This window comes from Microbacterium ginsengisoli (assembly GCF_000956535.1).
In the GTDB taxonomy this organism is placed as follows: domain Bacteria; phylum Actinomycetota; class Actinomycetes; order Actinomycetales; family Microbacteriaceae; genus Microbacterium; species Microbacterium ginsengisoli.
Map to the genome: position 1 here is coordinate 47,705 of NZ_JYIY01000069.1, position 17,480 is coordinate 65,184.

Below are 17,480 nucleotides of genomic sequence, written 5' to 3' on the forward strand. Positions count from 1 at the left end.
CCCCGGATGCCCGGGGGTTTTCGCGTTGTCCGTGAGTTCTCGAGTGCGTCAGGAGTCGGCCTGCGCGCGGGCCGCGATGAACGGCTCGGAGGCGCGCACCTCGAGCGCGGCCTGGGTGGCCGTGGTCCGCTCGATGAGACGATGACCCATCAGCCGCTCGGCCTTCTCGAGCCTGCTGACCAGGGTGTTCCGATGGATGAACAGGCGGTCGGCGGCGGGTGCGATGCGCGTGCGTGTGTCGAAGAACACTCGCACGGTCTCGCGCAGCTCGGCCATCTCGTCCGTGTCTGCCGACAGGTCTTGCAGCACTGTCTCGGCGAACCACATCGCCCGTTCCGGGTCCTGCAGCAGGAGCGCCCGTAGGGCGACGTCGCGGTAGAGCGCGCCGCGGCGGCGGCGCTCGCCCCGACTCACCGCGAGCGCCGCGAGTGACTTGAGATGGCTTCTCCGGAAACCCGCGCGACCCGGATGGGCTTCGCCGATGCCGACGAGCAGTGTGTCGTCGAATCGCAGCGCATCGAGGGATTCCACGCGCACCGGGCCGTCTGTCGTGACCCAGAGCCAGACCTCGCCAGACCCTGTCGCGTGCCGCACCGAGCGCGTGGTGCCGACCGCGCGCTGCAGGGCATCGGCGACCGCGTCCACCGCGCGCGGGGTCATCGTCGCTCCGGGCGGTGCGCCGATCGTGCTCGCCAGATGCCAGCTCTCGACCGGAACCCCCAGCACGGATGAGGCCACCTGGTCGTCGACCGCTTCTCCCGCGACGAGGGAGCGCACCATCGCCCGCCGGCGTGCGTGTTCCGACTGGAACGCACGGCGCCGCTCCGCATCGATTGCCGAGATGAACGCACCTACCCACCCGTCGACGGTCTGGGTCACGACGTGGGTGAGTGCGGGGACGTCGGCCGCCCCTCCGAGTTCGACCGCCCGAGAGACGAGGGCGTCGAGCCACGCGTGCTGCATCATGCGCATCGTGTCGACGACCCGCCCCAGCGGAATGTCGCGAGCGACGATGTCGTCGGCGAACGCGCGCTCTGCCAGGCGCTCGTCGGGGGTGGTCGGTTCCGATGCGACGCACCGCTCGATCGCCTCGGCGAGCACGTGCTCGGCGAGGGCGCGCATGTGGGGCCACGGCGCGAGTGCGTCCGCATCGGGCCGCGCTCTCAGTACACCGAGCGTGTGGTCCACGGTCGCGACCACCCAGCGCACCGGCCCCTCGCCGAGTGGGGCATGCAGGCGTTCCAGCTCGTCGTCGGGCAGTGAGGCGGCCGTCGTGGGGGCGCCGTCGAGCGTGCAAACGAGCTCGCGCAGCCGACCCGGGGAGGACATGCGGTCAGCCTAGGCGCACCGTGCACTCTGCACAGAGAGCGCTGTGAAGAGTGGTCGAAGCGACCGATGAGCGGCGACGCGAACACCGCGATCGTGGTGGTCATGCGGGACAACCGCCCGCGAACATCCCCCGTGATCAGGAGGTCACCGTCATGCCCGAATCGAACATCATCGCCGTCACCTTCGACGACCGCTCGAACGCCTTCCAGGCGCTCAGCGAGCTGAAGGGAGCAGGCATGGAAGGCCGCGTCGACGTCGCCGCCGCGGCCGTCGTCACCCGCGACGCCGACGGGCGCATCTCGATGCCCGACGGCGTCGACAACAACGGCGCCATGGGCACCTGGGGCGGCAGCCTCGTGGGACTCCTGATCGGCGTGATCGGCGGACCCATCGGCATGCTGCTCGGCTGGACGGGCGGGCTGCTCGTGGGCGGCGCCTTCGATCTGCGGCGCGTCGACCGCTCGGCGGGCGCGCTCGAGCAGATCAGCAGTGCCATCCCGATCGGCGGCACCGCCCTCATCGCCGAGGTCACCGAGTACGCCCGTGAGGTCGTCGACGGTGAGATGGCGAAGCTCGACGGCGTCGTCATCCGGCGCCCGCGCGAGGAGGTGCTCGACGAGATGGAGGCCGCCGAGGAGGCCTACCGTGAAGCCGAGAAGGAGGCGCGGCGTCACGCGCGTGAGCAGCGCAAGGCCGAGCGCAAGACCGATGCGGCGGAGCGCACCGCGGCGCTGAAGGAGAAGCTCGGCGCCAGTTGATCCGCCATGCGAAGAGGGCTGCCGGTGCAGGAGCGCCGGCAGCCCTTCGCCGCGCGTTCGGCGGGCGGGCCGGGCGGAAGTAGGGTCTTCGGTCTGCCGGTGGGCGTGGCATCCTTCGGCGAGCCGGCCTGCTCCGGGGGACTGTGCACAATGCGCAGTCGTGGGCTCCGGACCGCGATGGAGCGGTCCCGCCCCGGGATCTCACCCATTTCGCCGTCGGCGAACGACGCCGCCTTCGCTGGCACTCTCACTGCCCGAGTGCTAATCTCGCTCTAGTTGAGCCAATCAGACTCAACTTTCGCAGACCCGGGTGGATGCTGCATCCGCCCCGCTCACACAGGAGAACCCATGGCGACCTACGACCTGCTCCGCGACCTGGAGCGCTTCGCGACCACGACTCTCGACCAGACCCGCCGTGGTCCGCGCCAGATGCCGATGGACGTCTACCGCGACGGCGACCACTACGTGCTCACCGCCGACCTCCCGGGCGTCGACCCGGGTTCGATCGACGTCGACGTCGACGGACAGCTGCTCACCATCCGCGCCGAGCGCACCCTGCCCAGCGGCGAGGGCGTCAGCTGGATCACCCGCGAGCGGGAAGCCGGCGCCTACCTGCGCCAGCTGCAGCTCGGGCGTGGCATCGACACGGAGACCATCTCGGCGAGCTACCGCGACGGCGTGTTGAGCGTGACCCTGCCTGTCAGCGAGAAGGCGAAGCCGCGCAAGGTGGCCGTGGCCGGCGCCGCCGAGGCGGTCACCGTGACCGAGGGCGCGACTCCCGCCGCCTGACCCATCGACCGCGCCGACCGGCGCACAGACGGAGCGCCCCTGGCCCGAGTACGGGCCGGGGGCGTTCGCGCATTCCCGCAGCTACCGCAGGTCGGCGGGTTTCATCCGCACCGGTCCCATCCAGAGCGCGACGAGCACGGATGTGACCGCCCCGGCCGCCATGATGGCCGCGAGCACGACGATCTGGAACCGGCCCGCCTCCAGCGGCGAGATCCCCCCGAAGATCGCGCCGACGAAGGCGCCCGGCAGCACGACGAGACCGGTCGTCTTGGTCTGGTCGATCGAGGGGATGAGGGCATCGCGCACGGCCTGCCGCGCCAGCGCCAGGGTCGACTGCCGGGGCCGCGCGCCGAGGGCGAGCCACCCCTCCACCTCGTCCCAGTGGTCGACGATTCCGCGGGTGAACATGCGGCCGGTGAGGGTCGCGATGCTCATGGCGTTGCCGATGACGATCGCGCCGATCGCCAGCGCGTAGCGTGCGGTCAGCTCGAGCGCACCGGTCGCGAACACGATCGTCGTCGCGAACACGACCCCCGACACGATGGATGTCGTCATCATCGCCGCGTGGCGCCGCGACCATCCGATGCGTCCGGTCGCCACCGACGCCGCGATCACGAACATCGCGACGAGGGTCAGTGCGATCAGCCTCGCGTCGGTGATGAGTCCGGTCAGCAGCACGCTGATCACCGCGAGCTGCACCGCGCCGCGCACGATCGCCAGCAGCGGCGACCACAGGCCCGGCACGCGGAAGGCGGCGAGCACGACCGTCGTGACGGCCGCGAGCACCCCGACACCGACGAGCGAGGGGAGCAGGTCGGTCGGCGGATTCACAGCGCGAGCGTAGCCCCGCGGCATCCTGAGGCCCGAATCTCGGCGCATTCTTTGAATCGCACCGCCAGGATGGGCGCGTGAACATCATCGACAGTCTCGGAAGCCTCGGTCCCCTCGCCCTCGTGCTCGTCGCCGTCATCGTCTTCATCGAGAACGGTCTGTTCTTCCCCTTCCTGCCCGGCGACAGCCTCCTGTTCGCCGCGGCGATCCTCGCGGTGCCGCTGAACACCTCCTGGGTGCTGATCGCGGCGATCGCCGCGGTCGCCGCGATCGTCGGCGCCGAGCTGTCGTTCTGGATCGGTCGTCGCTACGGGCGGCGCCTCTTCCGTCCCGGGGCGCGGCTGTTCAAGCCTGAGTACCTCGCCGAAGCACACGGCTTCTTCGAGCGCTACGGGGTGGGCGCGATCATCCTGGCCCGTTTCGTGCCGATCGTGCGCACCTACATCTCGCCCGCGGCGGGCGTCTCCGACATGCCGCGTGCCCGCTTCTCGATGTGGAACGCGATCGGCGCCGTGATCTGGGCGGGCATTCTCGGGCTCGCCGGCGCCCTGCTCGGCGGGGTGCCGTGGGTCGCCAACAACATCGAGTGGATCAGCATCGCGATCGTGCTCGTGACCGTCGCGCCGGTCGTCATCGGGGCGCTCGTGAAGCGCTCGAAGGCCAAGCGCGCATGAGCGCGACGACTTCGGATGCCGCGCCCTCGCGCGTGCCCGATCCGACGCCGTCGTTCTGGGTGGCCAAAGCCGCGTCGACGGCGCTGGGCGAGGCGCTGTCGGACTTCTCGATCCGGGTGCTGCCGCCGGTGGTCGCCGTGCTGATCGCGTTCGTGCTGTTCTGCGCGGCACTGGCGCTGCAGTTCACGCGTCGGCGCTACGTGCCCGAGGTCTACTGGTTCGCCGTCGCGATGGTGGGCGTCTTCGGCACGATGGCCGCCGATGTCGCGCACGTCGTCGTGGGCCTTCCGTATGCGGTGTCGGCGACGCTCTACGCGGTGTTCCTCGCGGCCGTCTTCCTCGTCTGGTGGCGGGTGGAGCGCACCCTGTCGGTGCACGCGATCACCACGACCCGGCGCGAGGCGTTCTACTGGGCGGCCGTCATCGGCACCTTCGCCCTCGGCACGGCGGTCGGCGACTTCGCCGCGGTGACCCTGGGACTCGGCTACGCTCCGTCGATCCTCGTGTTCGCGGTGCTCATCCTCGTTCCGGCACTCGGCTACCGCTTCCTGCGCTTCGGCGCCGTGTTCGCGTTCTGGTTCGCCTACGTGCTCACCCGTCCGCTCGGCGCCTCGGTCGCCGACTGGCTCGGCAAGCCCGTCGACGAGGGAGGGGTAGGCGTCGGCAGCGGCTGGGTGTCGCTCGGATTCGCGCTGGTCATGGTGATCGTCGTCGCGATCATCCGTCAGCGGCGCAGCGTGGCGGGCACGGCCCCGGTCGCCGCATCCGACCTCGGTCTGTGACCGGCGCGGCAGCCGCGCGTCATCGATCCGGCCGCTGAGCGCTCAGGCCGCGTAGAGCACGCCCGCGCCGTCCACCACGACGCCGACGGTGTCGCCCACGGCGGGAAGGTCGACGCCGAACACGCGCAGCGGCACCCGCGCCTCGGTGCCGTCGTCGCACACGACCGTGACGAGGGCGGTGCCACCGGTCTCGACGACGTCGAGCACGCGCACGGCGGGGGCCGTGGCATCCGTCGTCAGTCGAAGCTGCTCGGGACGCACCATGACGACGAGAGCGGATGCTGCGCCTGCCGCGTCCGTACGCACCGGCACGAGGCCGAGCGGGCATCGGGCCGACCCCGCCTCGCGTGTCGCGGGCAGTAGCACGGTGTCGCCGAGCAGGCGCGCGACCTGCGGCGTGGCCGGTGCCGCGTAGACCTCAGCGCAGCTTCCCGCCTGCTGCAGGCGTCCGCCGTCGAGCACCGCGATCGCGTGGCCGAAGGCGAGCGCTTCGGCGGGATCGTGGGTGACGAGCACCGTCGTCACGCCGGCGCGGTCGAGAGCATCGACGACCTGCGTGCGCACCTGGGCGCGCAGCGCCGTGTCGAGGGCGCTGAAGGGCTCGTCGAGCAGCAGCACGCGCGGGTGGGGCGCGAGTGCGCGGGCGAGCGAGACACGCTGCTGCTGGCCGCCGGAGATCTCGTGCGGATAGCGCTCGAGCAGGTCGGGCTCGATGCCGGCGAGAGCGGATGCCGCGGCGACCGCGTCACCCCGGGCGCCACGCGCGACCCCGCCGAGGCCGAAGGCGATGTTGGCGCGCGCGGTCAGGTGGGGGAAGAGGGCGCCGTCCTGCGCGACGTAGCCGACCCGGCGGCGGTGCGACGCGACCTGACGCTCGGCGGAGGCGACCAGATCATCGCCGAGTCGGATCTCGCCGCGGGTGATGCGCTCGAAGCCGGCGATCGCCCGAAGGAGCGTCGTCTTGCCACTGCCCGAGGGGCCGACGACGGCCAGACGCTCTCCGTCCGCGAGCCGCAGCGAGACGTCGTGCAGCACGGGGTGTCCGCCCAGGGTCACCGACACCTGGGCGAGGTCGAGGGAGGTCATGCGGTCTTCTTCCGGCGGGCGTCGGCGAGGAGCAGTGCGACGCTCGGCACCGACAGGGCGATCAGCAGGATCGCATATGGTGCGGCCGATGCGAAGTCGGCGTTGATCGTCGCCGACCAGAACTGGGTCGCGAGCGTGCTGGTGCCGGCCGGGGCGAGCAGCAGAGTCGCCGTGAGCTCGTTCGCGCAGCCGAGGCCGGTGAGTGCGAGAGCCGCGCCGAACGACGAGAGCATGAGCGGCGCGGTGACCGTCAGCTTCGCGCCGAGCGAGCTGCGCCCGAGAGAGCGCGCCGCCTCTTCGAGCCCGCGCGGCACCTGGGCGAGGCCGGTGCGCAGGCTCACCAGCGCCCGCGGCAGGAACACGATGACGTAGGCCGAGATCACCGTGACCGGCGTCTGGTAGACGGCCGGAAGCACCCGCAGGGTGACCGTCACGAGCGCGAGGGCGACGATGATCGTCGGCAGGCTGCTCGCGAGGTACATCGCGCCTTCGATCACGCGGGACATGCGGCCCGGGTACCGCACCGCGAGCCACGCGCCGGGCAGGGCGATGACGGTCGCCGCGATCGCGCCGCCCGCCGAGAGCATCAGGGTCTGCCCGAGGGTGGAGAGCAGGTCGCCGGCCGCCCAGGCCTCCGGGCGCAGGGCCCAGCGCACGAGGCTCACGCCCGGCACACCGACAGCGAGTGCGAGCACGAGGGTCAGTGCCAGGGCCACGGGCACCGCGCGCCACCCGAGTCGGTGTGGCACGGCGGGGCGCGGCGCACCGCGGCCGATGCGTGCGTAGCGCGCGGAGCCGCGTGCCGACGCCTCGCCGACGAGCAGCACGAGGCACAGCAGCGCGAGCACCACGCCGAGTGCGTTGGCGGCAGGACCCGCGAACGTCGACTGGAACTGGCTGACGATCGCGGTGGTGAAGGTGTCGAACCGCAGCAGTGCGAAGGCGCCGTACTCGGCGAGCAGGTGCAGCCCGACGACCAGTCCGCCGCCGAGGATCGCGATGCGCAGCTGGGGGAGGGTCACGCGCAGGAAGGTGCGCACGGGGCCGTGCCCGAGCGCGCGGGCGGACTCCTCGAGCGCCGGGTCGAGCCGCCGTAGGGCGGCGAGGGCGGGGAGGTAGACGAGGGGATAGTACGCGCCCACCGCGACGAGGAGCCCTCCCGACAGTCCGCCGAGGGAGGGCACCGCCGACACCCATCCGTAGCTGCTGACGAATGCGGGCATCGCGAGCGGAGCAGCGAGCGCGATGGCCCAGACGCGCCTCCCCGGGAGGGCGGTGCGCTCGACGACCCATGCGGCGAGCACCCCCACGACCACGCACAGCGGAACCCCCACCACGACCAGGCCGATCGTGTTCAGCAGCAGCTCGCCGACCCGCGGCCGGAAGATGAGCGGCGCCAGCTGCGCCCAGCCCTCATCGATCGCGACCCAGGCGACGAAGCCGACGGGCACGAGCATGAGCGCGGCGACCACGAGCGTGAGCACGACCAGCGGCGCCGGGGCTCGACGAGCCCGGCGCCGGAGGGTCGCGCCGCCGATCGGGGCGCTCGCAGCGAGAGCGGTCAGATCAGATCAGCCCCGCCGCGGTCATGAGGTCGGAGACCTGCGAGCTGTTGAGGGTTGAGGGGTCGATCGCTGGCGGCTGCAGCGTGTCGAGCGCCGGCAGCGCCGGGTTGGAGGCGACGCCGCTGCCGATCGCGTACTCGAAGCTGGTGCCGTCGCGCAGCACCTGCTGGCCCGCGGCGGAGGTGATGAACGCGATGAACGCCTGTGCCGCCTGCTGGTGGGTGCTGGACTTCAGCACGCCACCGCCCGAGATGCTGACGAAGGCGCCCGGGTCCTGGTTCGTGAAGTAGGCCAGCTTCGTGTTGTTGCTGTTCTCCTTCGTCTTCGACTGATCGATGAACCAGTAGTAGTGGTAGATGATGCCGAGGGGCACCTGGCCGGAGTTGACGGCCTTCATGACGGTCGAGTTGCCCTTGTAGGCGACGGAGTTCTGCTTCATCGCGTCGAGCCAGGCGGTCGTCGCATCGACGCCCTTCTGCTGCAGGATCGCGGACACGATCGCCTGGAAGTCGGCTCCGGTGGGGGATGCCGCCCACTTGCCCTTCCACTCCGGCTTCTCGAGGTCCATGATCGACGTCGGCAGCTGGTCGGCGGAGATGAGCGACGGGTTGTAGACCATCACCGTCGAGCGGGCGGCGATGCCGGTCCAGTCGCCGCTGGCGGGGCGGTAGGCGGCCGGAACGTTGTCGAGGGTCGAGGCATCGAGCGGGGCGAAGAGCCCGGCCTTCTCGACGAGCGACATCGCCGGCGAGTTCTCCGTGAGGAAGACGTCGGCGGGCGATGCGGCGCCCTCCTGCACGATCTGGTTGCCGAGCTCGGAGTCGTCCCCGTTGCGAAGGACGACCTTCACACCGGTCTGCTTCGTGAACGCGTCGGCCCATGCCTGGGTGAGTTCTTCGTGCTGTGCGTTGTAGACCGTGATGGTCTGGCCGGAGATGTCGCCGGATGCGCTCGCGCTGGGCGACGACGAGGACGAGCACGCGGCGAGGCTGACGGCGACGGCGAGAACGGCGGATGCCGCGGCGAGACGGCGTGCGGTACGGCGGGGCATGACGGGAACCTTCGGTCGATGGGAGGTAAGGCTTACCTGACTTGGGCCTCGTGAATAGTACGTCCCCGGCGCGCCCAGCGCCATTCGGACGGCCGTGAGAATCGGGATGCGGCGGTCACGGGTTGCGCGCTCCCGGGTGGGTCGGGGTAGGGTGGCCGCGTGCTGACCTGTCTGTGTTGTCGCTGATCGACGCCTTCGCGTCGTCTTCATCGACCCCCGTCAGCCGTCACGCCCCCGCGTGACACCACCCCCAGGAATCTCTCGTGCGCTACGCCTCGAGCGTGACCGACCTCGTCGGCAACACGCCTCTCGTCCGTCTGAACGCCGTCACCGCCGGCATCCGTGCCACCGTGCTCGCCAAGGTCGAGTACTTCAACCCGGGCGGCTCGAGCAAGGACCGCATCGCGGCATCCATCATCGACGCCGCCGAGCGGGACGGACTGCTCCGCCCGGGCGGCACGATCGTCGAGCCGACCTCGGGCAACACTGGCGTCGGACTCGCGCTCGTCGCCCAGCAGCGTGGCTACCGGTGCGTGTTCGTCGTGCCCGACAAGGTCGCCGAGGACAAGCGGGCGGTGCTGCGGGCATACGGCGCCGACGTCGTCGTCACGCCGACGAACGTCGAACCCGATGACCCCACCTCCTACTACTCGGTGTCCGACCGCCTCGCTCGCGAGATCCCGGGTGCCTTCAAGCCGAATCAGTACGCGAACCCGAACGGTCCGGCGAGCCACTACCGCTCGACCGGTCCTGAGATCTGGCGTGACACCGACGGACGCCTGACCCACTTCGTGGCGGGCGTCGGCACCGGCGGCACCATCACGGGTACGGGCCGTTTCCTTCGGGATGCCGCGGGCTCCGCAGTGCGCATCATCGGCGTCGACCCGGTCGGCTCGATCTACTCCGGCGGCCCCGTGCACGGCTACGACGTCGAGGGCGTCGGCGAGGACATGTGGCCGGAGGCCTTCGACCCGACCGTCGTCGACGCCTACGAACGCGTGTCCGACGCGGAGTCGTTCGCGATGGCGCGGCGCCTCGCCCGCGAGGAGGGTCTGCTCGTCGGCGGCTCCAGCGGCATGGCGGCGGTCGGTGCGCTGCGCGTCGCGCGCGACCTCGACGAGCATGCCGTGGTCGTCGTGCTCCTGCCCGACCACGGCCGCGGCTACCTCTCGAAGCTGTACGACGACGACTGGATGCGCGCCCACGGCTACGACGTCCCGACCCCGACCCCGATCACTGGAGTGAACGCATGACCGACCACGCCTCGTCCGCCCGCGGCTTCGACAGCCTGGCGGTGCACGCCGGGCAGGAGTTCGACCCGACGACGGGCGCGGTCATCCCGCCCGTGCATTTCTCGTCGACGTACGCGCAGGACGGCATCGGCGGGCTGCGCGGCGGCTATGAGTACGGCCGCAGCGGCAATCCCACCCGCACCGCCCTCGAGCGTCAGATCGCGGCGATCGAAGGCGGCGTGCACGGTCTCTCGTTCGCGTCGGGCCTCGCCGCCGAGGACGCCCTGCTGCGCGCGGCACTGCAGCCCGGCGACGAGGTGCTTCTCGGCAACGACGTCTACGGCGGCACCTACCGGCTGATCGCCCGCATCCTCGGGCCCTGGGGAGTGGGCCTGCGGGTCGTCGACATGAGCGACCTCGCCCAGGTCGAGGCGGCACTCGCCGAGCGTCCGGCGAAGATCGTCTGGGTCGAGACCCCGTCGAACCCGCTGCTGCGCGTCACCGACATCGCCGGGCTCGCCCGCCTCGGCCACGAGGCCGGCGCGATCGTCGTCGTCGACAACACCTTCGCCTCCCCGGCCCTGCAGCAGCCGCTCCCGCTCGGCGCCGACGTCGTCGTGCACTCGACGACCAAGTACCTCGGTGGGCACTCTGACGTGATCGGCGGTGCACTCGTCATCGCCGACGACGCGCTCGCCGAGAAGGCGCGCTTCCTGCAGTTCGCCGCCGGTGCCGTGTCGGGGCCGCTCGACGCGTGGCTCACGACCCGCGGCATCAAGACGCTCGCGGTGCGCATGCAGCGGCACTGCGAGAACGCGCAGCAGATCGCCGAGGTGCTCGAGGGGCACAACAAGGTCGCCCGGGTCTACTACCCCGGCCTCCCCTCGCACCCGGGACACGAGCTCGCCGCGCGACAGATGTCGGCGTTCGGCGGCATCGTCACGCTCGACCTCGGCGACGGGGCATCCGCCCGCCGCTTCGCCGAGTCGACGCGCCTCTTCACACTCGCCGAGTCGCTCGGCGGCGTCGAGTCGCTGGTCAACTACCCCGATGAGATGACCCACGCCTCGGTGCGCGGCACCGAGCTCGCCGTGCCGGAGTCTGTCGTGCGGCTGTCGGTGGGCATCGAGTCGGTCGACGACCTCGTGGCCGACCTCGAGCAGGCGCTCGCCGCCCTCTGAGCCCCACGCATCGAGGCCCCCGGGAGATCATCCCGGGGGCCTCGACACATTCCTGCCGCGCGACGCTGAGCGACGGGCTCAGCGGAGCGGTCACTCGCCGCGCAACTGCTCCTTGAGCTCGTTGCGCTTCTCGACCCGCTCCTTCTCGGCTTCGGCCTTCTTGACGTTCGCGTCGGCCTTGACCTCGTCGACCTTGTCGCCGATGCGGTCCTTGGCGTCCTCGAAGCCCTCCTTGACCTTGCGGCCGGCGGTCTCCGCGACGTCCTTGGCGTCATCGATGAGTCCCATGTCGATACCCCTTTCGTGAAGTGTGTACGGACACCGGTGACGGTACGCGGCCGGCGTCGACGGATGCCGGGGGTTGCGCTGCTGCAGCGAGGTCGCTACGCCCCTTACCCGGCGTCGCCGGGCGGGCCTACGCTGTGCGCATGACGCAGCGGTTCGAGACGCCCATGTCGCAGTTCGGCAACAACACCGGCATCGAGGTGCCGCCCGCGGTGCTCGAGGCGCTCGGAGGTGGCAAGCGTCCCGCCGTCGTGGTCAGTGTCAACGGCTACGAGTACCGCTCGACGGTCGGGGTGATGCAGGGGCTGTTCCTCGTGCCGTTCAGCTCCGACAAGCGTGCGGCGACCGGCATCGGCGGGGGCGACGCGATCACCGTCGAGCTCGCCCTCGACACCGCGCCGCGCGAGGTCGAGGTCCCGGCCGATCTCGCCGCCGCGCTCGCATCCGCAGGGCTCACCGACGCGTTCGCCGCGCTCGCTCCCAGCCACCGCAAGGCGCACGTCGTGAGCGTCGAGTCCGCGAAGGCCGCCGACACCCGCTCACGACGTGTCGAGGCGGTGATCACCAAGCTCGCGGGGTGAGGGGCGGCATCCGTCATCGACCTCACAGGCCTGCGGGCGATACCCTCGACACAGGAGTGGTTGTGGCGCGGATCTGGAAGAGCCGGGAAGGCGAGAGCCCGAACGATGCCGCACGCGTCGCCAAGACGAAGGATGTCGTCGCCGAAGGTCTCTACATCGCGGCGGCCGCCACGCGACTGACGTTGAAGAACCGCATGCTGGTCGCGCTCATCTCGTCGGACGCCGACTTCGATGTCGAGCTGTTCCTTCCCGACGCGCAGGAGGCGCTGCTGGCGCTGGCGCGGGAGGCGGAGGCCGACGGCAAGCGGGCGGAGCGGGAGCGCAAGCGCGCCAGCCGCCGGTTCAGCCTCTCGGACGGCACCCACGACTACCGCAGCCGCGACGTCAAGAATCTTCGGCGTCGACGTAAGCAGTCGCTGCGCATCGCCGAGGAGCTGCAGCAGCGTGCCGCCGACGAGGCGACGCTGCGCGAGCTCGTCGAGGCGGCGCGCGAGGCGGCATGGAGCGAGGTCTCGCGCAACATCGACCGGCGGCTGCGCATCGAGGCGGCGCGCCCCGACCTCGAGCCCGACTACGAGAAGATGCGCAAGGCGCGCATGATGAGCCTCAAGCTCGTCGACCTGCCGAAGCTCGCCGCTCACCGCAAGCGGCTCGTCGACGGGGAGCCTGAGGCGCTTCCCGGCGGTGAGATCGTCTCGGGTGCCGCGCCGAAGGCATCGGGCATCGACCTGAGCGAACTCGATGAGTGAGGGGATGTCGCGGGCCGCGGCATCCACGATTCGTTCCGGGAGCACGTCCTGGGGTATGCTCTCCTGGTGCCCGCGCGCCGAAAAGGCCGCGAGAACATGCGCCCGTAGCTCAATGGATAGAGCATCTGACTACGGATCAGAAGGTTAGGGGTTCGAGTCCCTTCGGGCGCACACTGTGTTGAGACAGTAATTGAAACGGCCCGCTTCGGCGGGCCGTTTCGCGTCTGCGGGGTCTCAGATAGGCTCGGTCGTGCGGATCAGTCCGCAGTTCACGCACGACCATGCGACGAGGAAGCGTTCGTCGTCGAGGATCTCGAATCGCAGAGGATCGCCGCACGTCGGGCACGCGCGCGGATCCGGAGCATCCGACGTCATGAGCCCAGCCTAGGGAGGGTGGAGCGGGCGGGCGCGAGTGGGGGCAGGATGGTGCCGAGACATCCGATCCGGAGGCCACCATGAAGCACACCGTGTTCGTCGTCATCTACCTGCTCGTGATGGGTGGGCTCATCGTCGGGCTCGACGTGGCGTTCTTGCGCGACCACCTCTGGTGGCGCCTCGCCGTCAACGTCGGCATCGTCGCGGTGTTCGCGATCGTCTACCTGACCCTGCTGCGCAACCTCTTCACGCAGTGACGCGGTTGCGGGGTGTATGACGGCCGTCATAGTATGACGAGCATCATACTCCCGACCTCGGAGGCTCCCCATGCCCATGATCGACATCTACGCTCCCGCCGGACTCATCGCCGACGTGCATTCCCTCGCCCAGCGTGCCGCCGCCGCCGTGAAGGACGTCGAGCAGGTGCCCGACATCCCGATGTTCCGGGCGAACACCGCCGCGTTCGTTCATGAGCTTCCCGCCGCGGCACTGTCCGATGTCGACGGATCGAGCGATCACGTGCGCGTGCAGGTGCTGACTAACGCCGGTGCACTCGACCGCGACAAGCAGCTCGCCGTCGTGAGCGCGCTCACCGATCTCGTGGCGGAAGCCGCGGGCGACCCGAGCTGGCGCGAGCGCACCTGGGTGCTGCTCACCGAGGCCCCCGAGGGTGGCTGGGGCCTGTGGGGTCACGCGCACACGAACGCCGAAATCGTCGGCGCCGCGCGCGCCGAGATCGCGTCGCTGCGGGGCGAGTCCTGAGCGGCGCGCGGGAGCAGATGGCCGACACCGCGGCGCGGCTGCTGGCTGAGCGCGGCTATCAGGCCACCTCGTTCAGCGACGTCATCGCCGCCTCGGGTGCACCCCGCGGGTCGATCTATCACCACTTCCCGGGCGGCAAGGACGAGCTCGTCGAGCTGGCGGTGCGCCGGCAGGCCGACCGGGTGATCGCGCTCGTCGGCGGGTTCACCGGCGACACCCCCGTCGAGGTCGTGGCATCCTTCATCGCCGTCTGGCGGCACACGCTCGTCGCGACAGACTTCGCCGTCGGATGCTCCCTGCTCGCCGTGACCGCCTCGACCGACGGGCCGCTGCGCGACACGGCCGGCGCCCTGTTCGGCGGATGGATCGACGCCCTCGCCGCCCGCCTCGTCGTGACGGGCGTGGATGCCGCAGCCGCCGCATCGTTCGCGACGACACTGCTCGCGGCCATCGAGGGCGCCGTGGCGATCTCTCGCGCGCAGCGCTCGCTCGCGCCCTTCGACGCGGTCGCCACCCGCCTCACCGCCGACGCCGCTGCGCTCGCGCGCGGCTGAGCGTCAGGCGTATCGGCGAACCGCCTCGCGGATCTCATCGGCGAAGGAGTAGATGTCTTCGAGCGCGTCGATCGGATGACGGGTTTCCACCTTGTCTGCGTCGAGGAGTCCGAGGTACTTCTGCTTCGCCGCGTTGAAGTGCAGACGCGCGATCGGCTTGCGATTGTTGTCATCGAGGAGCACCGCGAAGTAGCTCTTCGAGTCGCGGGCGACCACGCGGCTTGGCCGGACGTCGGAGCAGGCGATCGCGCGAACGATCTGGAAGCCTTCGAGTTCCTCGGGCGTCGTCACGACCTCCGAATCCTCGACGGGCTCGCCGGCGAGCGCCACTTCGCTTGCCGGGCTGGGTGCGGGCTCGGCGAGCGGTAGGAAGGCGGCAGGGGCCTCCGATCCGAGGGCGGTCTTGAGTCGGTCGTTGACCTGTTCATTCAAGAACTGGCGCGACGACTTCGACACGAGCGAAGTGAACTGCTCCCGAACCTTCTGTGTGAATGCACCCTCGTACACGCGGGTGGTGAAGAACCGCACCCACTCGGTCGTGGGCTCTCGGAATTCCGCCGCGATCTCTCGCTTGATCGCGCCGACGTACTTCAGTTCTTCGGCGGCATTGATGATCGAATCGAGGTCGAAACTTGCCTTCGAGATCTTCTTGATCTCGGGAACGAGGTTGTCGTCGATCTCGAGAAGGTCCAGCACGAGGAATGGCTTCTCGTCCATGCGGTTCGGGGCGTCGAGGTCCGTATAGAACTGCCACACGATACCGTTCGTCAGCACCGCGAGACGGGCATTGGTCGTCGCAAAATAGCGGAAGAGCTGCGACGCATGCTCGATCTTCAGGGCGCCGACTGAGGGCTTGCATTCCACGAGAATCTGAATGGCGCCGTCCTTGACGATGGCGTAATCGACTTTCTCGCCACGCTTCACACCGACGTCAGCGGTGAACTCAGGGATCACTTCCTGAGGATCGAACACGTCGTAGCCGAGGATGCTCGAGATGAATGGCATGACGAAGGCGTTCTTCGTTGCCTCCTCGGTCTGAACTGCCGCGGCTTGGCCTTTGACCTTCGAGGCCAGCGCGACGAGACGCTCTTCAAACTCCATATTTCCCCCCGGTCCCAATGGTGATTCCAAGATTCTAGGGACTGGTCGGCACTTTCATTCGCCCCTCATCGCCGCTCGCGCGCGGCTGAGGGGTCACCCGGTGGCGAGCGCCCGGTCGAGCTCCCCGAGGATCTCCGCGCATCGAGTCACGTCTTCGGGGGTACCCGAGAGCTCGAACTCGAACAGGATGGGGCGCCCGGACAGCTCCGCGAGTTCACGCGCAGCCGCCTGGTAGTACCGACCGAAGTTGCGATTGCCCGAGCCGATGATGCCGACGAGATTCCGCCGGGTGACGGCGGACCGAAGGAACGCCCGCACCGCCGCGGGCAGCGTCACCTGATCGTCGTTGCCGGCCTTGTATGAGGGCGTGAGCAGCACCCACGGGGCATCCGCTTCGCTCTGTCGCACCTCGGCGTCGGCGAGGTCGCGCACGGGCCTGCCGTCGTTCTCGGTCAGGTGCTCGGCGAACCGGCGGGTGAGGTTCGAGGTGGACGAGTAGTAGTACACCGGCGTCTGGTGCATGCCGTCAGTGTGCTCCGGATGCCGCGGCTCCGCGCCCACGCGCACCGTGAGAATGTTCATCTCGATCGGGCATCGGTTCAGCCCCGGGTCACTCGGCCCCGCTAGCCTCGGCGGCATGAGAGGTAGGTGGGCGGGTGCGGGTGCTGTGGCGCTCGCTGTCGCCGTGCTCACCCCGGGGTGTGCCGTCGGCCCGACTGCCTGCCCCGCGATCGGCTACGTCTACAGCGGTCCGGCGGTGCTCGAGTTCACCCCCGCGCTGCCGGCGTCGGCGAGCCTGGCGGCGTGCTTCGGCGCCGGATGCGCGCCTTCGGCCCTCACGATCGTCGAACGCACGCGGGTCGAGGTGCCCCAGCAGACGCCGTACGCCACCCCTCCCGCGGGCGACACGTCGCTCATCACGGTGCGCGTCACCGACGCCGGCTCGGTGCTCATCGATCAGACCTTCACGATCGGCCACAAGGCCGAGGCGCCCGTATTCGGGTCGTGCCCCGGCCCGTTCAGCTTCGAGCCGGTCGCCGTGACGCTCGCGGGCTGATCGTCAGCGCGCGAGCTCGGGGTACAGCACCGGAAGCGGCTGAGAGACGGCCGCCTTCACGGTGACACTCACCGCGTCGGCCAGCACCTCGTGCTCACCGGACTCGAGGGCGTCGTAGATCGCCGCGACGATGTCGGCCGGGTCGGCCTTCGCGACATCGAGGCCCTCGGTCATCGGGGTGTCGGCGTAACCGAGGTGGGCGCCGAGCACCTGCGTGCCCTGCGCCTGCAGCTCGAGGCGCAGCGAGTTGGTGATCGACCAAAGCGCGGCCTTGCTCGCCGAGTAGGCGCCGGCGCGGGCCAACCAGCTCAGCGCCGAGTGCACGTCGATGAGCGCGCCACCACCGTTGCGGGCGAGCACGGGGGCGAAGGCCTGTGCCACGCTCAGCGCGCCGAACACGTTCGTGTCGAAGACCCGCCGCACCTCGTCGAGGTCGGTCGACAGCAGCGAGTTCCCGCCCGCGATGCCGGCGTTGTTCACGACGATGGTGGTGTCGGCCGCGGCCTGTACGGCGGCGCGCACCGACGCCGAGGAGGTCACGTCGAGGGCGAGTGGAACGATCCGGGAGTCGGTCGCCTCGCGCGGCGATCGTGCGGTCGCGTAGACACGGCGCGCGCCGCGTTCGAGGGCGATGCGGGCGAAGTGCGAGCCGAGCCCGCCGTTCGCGCCGGTGATGAGCAGGGTGGCATCCACGAGTGAGGTCATGTCGAGAGCGTACCACCTAGATTGGAAATACCA

At 70.1% G+C, this 17,480-nt stretch carries 22 protein-coding genes and 1 tRNA gene; 13 read left to right on the forward strand and 10 right to left on the reverse strand.

Going from position 1 to position 17,480, the window contains the following annotated elements; genetic code table 11:
* Positions 1–48: 48 nt before the first annotated feature.
* Positions 49–1,329, reverse strand: coding sequence for a PucR family transcriptional regulator (locus RR49_RS05950; RefSeq protein ID WP_045247145.1), 1,281 nt, complete (start codon positions 1,327–1,329; stop codon positions 49–51).
* A 152-nt stretch (positions 1,330–1,481) separates the two neighbouring features.
* Between RR49_RS05950 and RR49_RS05955 the strand changes: the two genes are divergently transcribed.
* The gene (locus tag RR49_RS05955) at positions 1,482–2,087 is read left to right on the forward strand and encodes a DUF1269 domain-containing protein (protein ID WP_045247146.1); all 606 of its coding nucleotides are present in this window, start codon (positions 1,482–1,484) and stop codon (positions 2,085–2,087) included.
* 348 nt (positions 2,088–2,435) lie between these two features.
* On the forward strand, positions 2,436–2,876 hold the full coding sequence (locus RR49_RS05960) for an Hsp20/alpha crystallin family protein (protein WP_045247147.1): 441 nt from the start codon (positions 2,436–2,438) through the stop codon (positions 2,874–2,876).
* Between the two features lie 81 nt (positions 2,877–2,957).
* On the opposite strand, the gene RR49_RS05965 is transcribed toward RR49_RS05960, so the two are convergent.
* Positions 2,958–3,707 (reverse strand): ABC transporter permease, encoded by a 750-nt coding sequence (locus tag RR49_RS05965; RefSeq protein ID WP_245610957.1) that lies wholly within the window; start codon positions 3,705–3,707, stop codon positions 2,958–2,960.
* 77 nt (positions 3,708–3,784) lie between these two features.
* Between RR49_RS05965 and RR49_RS05970 the strand changes: the two genes are divergently transcribed.
* Positions 3,785–4,381, forward strand: a complete 597-nt coding sequence (locus tag RR49_RS05970; RefSeq protein ID WP_045247149.1) for a DedA family protein — start codon at positions 3,785–3,787, stop codon at positions 4,379–4,381.
* Positions 4,378–5,163 (forward strand): COG4705 family protein, encoded by a 786-nt coding sequence (locus RR49_RS05975; protein WP_045247150.1) that lies wholly within the window; start codon positions 4,378–4,380, stop codon positions 5,161–5,163. The genes RR49_RS05970 and RR49_RS05975 overlap by 4 nt, the downstream gene beginning before the upstream one ends.
* A gap of 42 nt (positions 5,164–5,205) precedes the next feature.
* Here RR49_RS05975 and RR49_RS05980 read toward each other — a convergent pair whose 3' ends face one another.
* The 3 genes from RR49_RS05980 to RR49_RS05990 all read right to left on the reverse strand — a co-directional run bounded on the left by RR49_RS05980 (position 5,206) and on the right by RR49_RS05990 (position 8,865).
* On the reverse strand, positions 5,206–6,249 hold the full coding sequence (locus RR49_RS05980) for an ABC transporter ATP-binding protein (RefSeq protein WP_045247151.1): 1,044 nt from the start codon (positions 6,247–6,249) through the stop codon (positions 5,206–5,208).
* Positions 6,246–7,706, reverse strand: a complete 1,461-nt coding sequence (locus RR49_RS05985) for an ABC transporter permease (protein WP_084603821.1) — start codon at positions 7,704–7,706, stop codon at positions 6,246–6,248. The genes RR49_RS05980 and RR49_RS05985 overlap by 4 nt, the downstream gene beginning before the upstream one ends.
* A 109-nt stretch (positions 7,707–7,815) precedes the next feature.
* A complete protein-coding gene (locus RR49_RS05990) occupies positions 7,816–8,865 on the reverse strand; it encodes an iron ABC transporter substrate-binding protein (RefSeq protein WP_045247153.1) in 1,050 nt (349 codons plus the stop codon).
* Between the two features lie 281 nt (positions 8,866–9,146).
* On the opposite strand from RR49_RS05990, the gene RR49_RS05995 reads away from it, so the two are divergent.
* Together RR49_RS05995 and RR49_RS06000 are read left to right on the forward strand one after the other, a co-directional pair.
* Positions 9,147–10,118: a pyridoxal-phosphate dependent enzyme gene (locus tag RR49_RS05995; RefSeq protein WP_245610958.1), complete on the forward strand. Its 972-nt coding sequence runs from the start codon at positions 9,147–9,149 to the stop codon at positions 10,116–10,118.
* On the forward strand, positions 10,115–11,278 hold the full coding sequence (locus RR49_RS06000) for a cystathionine gamma-synthase (RefSeq protein ID WP_045247155.1): 1,164 nt from the start codon (positions 10,115–10,117) through the stop codon (positions 11,276–11,278). Before RR49_RS05995 ends, RR49_RS06000 begins: the two co-directional genes overlap by 4 nt.
* 90 nt (positions 11,279–11,368) lie before the next feature.
* Here the strand turns inward: RR49_RS06000 and RR49_RS06005 are convergent, their stop codons facing one another.
* Positions 11,369–11,566: a hypothetical protein gene (locus RR49_RS06005; protein ID WP_045247156.1), complete on the reverse strand. Its 198-nt coding sequence runs from the start codon at positions 11,564–11,566 to the stop codon at positions 11,369–11,371.
* A gap of 140 nt (positions 11,567–11,706) precedes the next feature.
* On the opposite strand from RR49_RS06005, the gene RR49_RS06010 reads away from it, so the two are divergent.
* The 3 genes from RR49_RS06010 (at position 11,707) to RR49_RS06020 (ending at position 13,064) form a co-directional block, all read left to right on the forward strand.
* Positions 11,707–12,144 carry a YdeI/OmpD-associated family protein gene (locus tag RR49_RS06010; protein ID WP_045247157.1) on the forward strand — a complete coding sequence of 146 codons (438 nt, stop codon included), beginning with the start codon at positions 11,707–11,709 and terminating at the stop codon, positions 12,142–12,144.
* 62 nt (positions 12,145–12,206) lie between these two features.
* Positions 12,207–12,893 carry a hypothetical protein gene (locus tag RR49_RS06015; protein ID WP_048809181.1) on the forward strand — a complete coding sequence of 229 codons (687 nt, stop codon included), beginning with the start codon at positions 12,207–12,209 and terminating at the stop codon, positions 12,891–12,893.
* Between the two features lie 98 nt (positions 12,894–12,991).
* Positions 12,992–13,064: transfer RNA gene (locus tag RR49_RS06020), tRNA-Arg, on the forward strand.
* A gap of 63 nt (positions 13,065–13,127) precedes the next feature.
* Here RR49_RS06020 and RR49_RS15820 read toward each other — a convergent pair.
* Complete coding sequence (locus RR49_RS15820; protein WP_169815889.1) at positions 13,128–13,268, reverse strand: hypothetical protein; 141 nt, start codon at positions 13,266–13,268, stop codon at positions 13,128–13,130.
* Between the two features lie 80 nt (positions 13,269–13,348).
* Between RR49_RS15820 and RR49_RS15825 the strand changes: the two genes are divergently transcribed.
* From RR49_RS15825 to RR49_RS06030, 3 genes are all read left to right on the forward strand, one after another.
* Positions 13,349–13,525 (forward strand): hypothetical protein, encoded by a 177-nt coding sequence (locus tag RR49_RS15825; protein ID WP_048809182.1) that lies wholly within the window; start codon positions 13,349–13,351, stop codon positions 13,523–13,525.
* Positions 13,526–13,595: 70 nt separating this feature from the next.
* Positions 13,596–14,030: a tautomerase family protein gene (locus tag RR49_RS06025; RefSeq protein WP_045247158.1), complete on the forward strand. Its 435-nt coding sequence runs from the start codon at positions 13,596–13,598 to the stop codon at positions 14,028–14,030.
* A 17-nt stretch (positions 14,031–14,047) separates the two neighbouring features.
* Positions 14,048–14,584 (forward strand): TetR/AcrR family transcriptional regulator, encoded by a 537-nt coding sequence (locus RR49_RS06030; protein ID WP_045247159.1) that lies wholly within the window; start codon positions 14,048–14,050, stop codon positions 14,582–14,584.
* A 3-nt stretch (positions 14,585–14,587) separates the two neighbouring features.
* On the opposite strand, the gene RR49_RS06035 is transcribed toward RR49_RS06030, so the two are convergent.
* Together RR49_RS06035 and nrdI are read right to left on the reverse strand one after the other, a co-directional pair.
* On the reverse strand, positions 14,588–15,685 hold the full coding sequence (locus RR49_RS06035; protein ID WP_045247160.1) for a type I restriction endonuclease: 1,098 nt from the start codon (positions 15,683–15,685) through the stop codon (positions 14,588–14,590).
* A 93-nt stretch (positions 15,686–15,778) separates the two neighbouring features.
* Positions 15,779–16,207: a class Ib ribonucleoside-diphosphate reductase assembly flavoprotein NrdI gene (nrdI, locus tag RR49_RS06040; protein ID WP_045247195.1), complete on the reverse strand. Its 429-nt coding sequence runs from the start codon at positions 16,205–16,207 to the stop codon at positions 15,779–15,781.
* 115 nt (positions 16,208–16,322) lie between these two features.
* Here nrdI and RR49_RS06045 point away from each other — a divergent pair, with 115 nt between their 5' ends.
* Positions 16,323–16,742, forward strand: a complete 420-nt coding sequence (locus tag RR49_RS06045; RefSeq protein WP_157013165.1) for a hypothetical protein — start codon at positions 16,323–16,325, stop codon at positions 16,740–16,742.
* 3 nt (positions 16,743–16,745) lie between these two features.
* Here the strand turns inward: RR49_RS06045 and RR49_RS06050 are convergent, their stop codons facing one another.
* The gene (locus RR49_RS06050) at positions 16,746–17,447 is read right to left on the reverse strand and encodes an SDR family oxidoreductase (protein WP_045247162.1); all 702 of its coding nucleotides are present in this window, start codon (positions 17,445–17,447) and stop codon (positions 16,746–16,748) included.
* Between the last annotated feature and the right edge of the window lie 33 nt (positions 17,448–17,480).

Bases quoted from the DNA above. Each gene is read 5' to 3' on its own strand.
- RR49_RS05950 (WP_045247145.1), bottom strand. From the start codon at position 1,329: ATGTCCTCCCCGGGTCGGCTGCGCGAGCTCGTTTGCACGCTCGACGGC.
- RR49_RS05955 (WP_045247146.1), top strand. From the start codon at position 1,482: ATGCCCGAATCGAACATCATCGCCGTCACCTTCGACGACCGCTCGAAC.
- RR49_RS05960 (WP_045247147.1), top strand. From the start codon at position 2,436: ATGGCGACCTACGACCTGCTCCGCGACCTGGAGCGCTTCGCGACCACG.
- RR49_RS05975 (WP_045247150.1), top strand. From the start codon at position 4,378: ATGAGCGCGACGACTTCGGATGCCGCGCCCTCGCGCGTGCCCGATCCG.
- RR49_RS05980 (WP_045247151.1), bottom strand. From the start codon at position 6,249: ATGACCTCCCTCGACCTCGCCCAGGTGTCGGTGACCCTGGGCGGACAC.
- RR49_RS05985 (WP_084603821.1), bottom strand. From the start codon at position 7,706: ATGCTCGTGCCCGTCGGCTTCGTCGCCTGGGTCGCGATCGATGAGGGC.
- RR49_RS05990 (WP_045247153.1), bottom strand. From the start codon at position 8,865: ATGCCCCGCCGTACCGCACGCCGTCTCGCCGCGGCATCCGCCGTTCTC.
- RR49_RS06000 (WP_045247155.1), top strand. From the start codon at position 10,115: ATGACCGACCACGCCTCGTCCGCCCGCGGCTTCGACAGCCTGGCGGTG.
- RR49_RS06005 (WP_045247156.1), bottom strand. From the start codon at position 11,566: ATGGGACTCATCGATGACGCCAAGGACGTCGCGGAGACCGCCGGCCGC.
- RR49_RS06010 (WP_045247157.1), top strand. From the start codon at position 11,707: ATGACGCAGCGGTTCGAGACGCCCATGTCGCAGTTCGGCAACAACACC.
- RR49_RS15820 (WP_169815889.1), bottom strand. From the start codon at position 13,268: ATGACGTCGGATGCTCCGGATCCGCGCGCGTGCCCGACGTGCGGCGAT.
- RR49_RS15825 (WP_048809182.1), top strand. From the start codon at position 13,349: ATGAAGCACACCGTGTTCGTCGTCATCTACCTGCTCGTGATGGGTGGG.
- RR49_RS06025 (WP_045247158.1), top strand. From the start codon at position 13,596: ATGCCCATGATCGACATCTACGCTCCCGCCGGACTCATCGCCGACGTG.
- RR49_RS06030 (WP_045247159.1), top strand. From the start codon at position 14,048: ATGGCCGACACCGCGGCGCGGCTGCTGGCTGAGCGCGGCTATCAGGCC.
- RR49_RS06035 (WP_045247160.1), bottom strand. From the start codon at position 15,685: ATGGAGTTTGAAGAGCGTCTCGTCGCGCTGGCCTCGAAGGTCAAAGGC.
- nrdI (WP_045247195.1), bottom strand. From the start codon at position 16,207: ATGCACCAGACGCCGGTGTACTACTACTCGTCCACCTCGAACCTCACC.
- RR49_RS06045 (WP_157013165.1), top strand. From the start codon at position 16,323: ATGAGAGGTAGGTGGGCGGGTGCGGGTGCTGTGGCGCTCGCTGTCGCC.
- RR49_RS06050 (WP_045247162.1), bottom strand. From the start codon at position 17,447: ATGACCTCACTCGTGGATGCCACCCTGCTCATCACCGGCGCGAACGGC.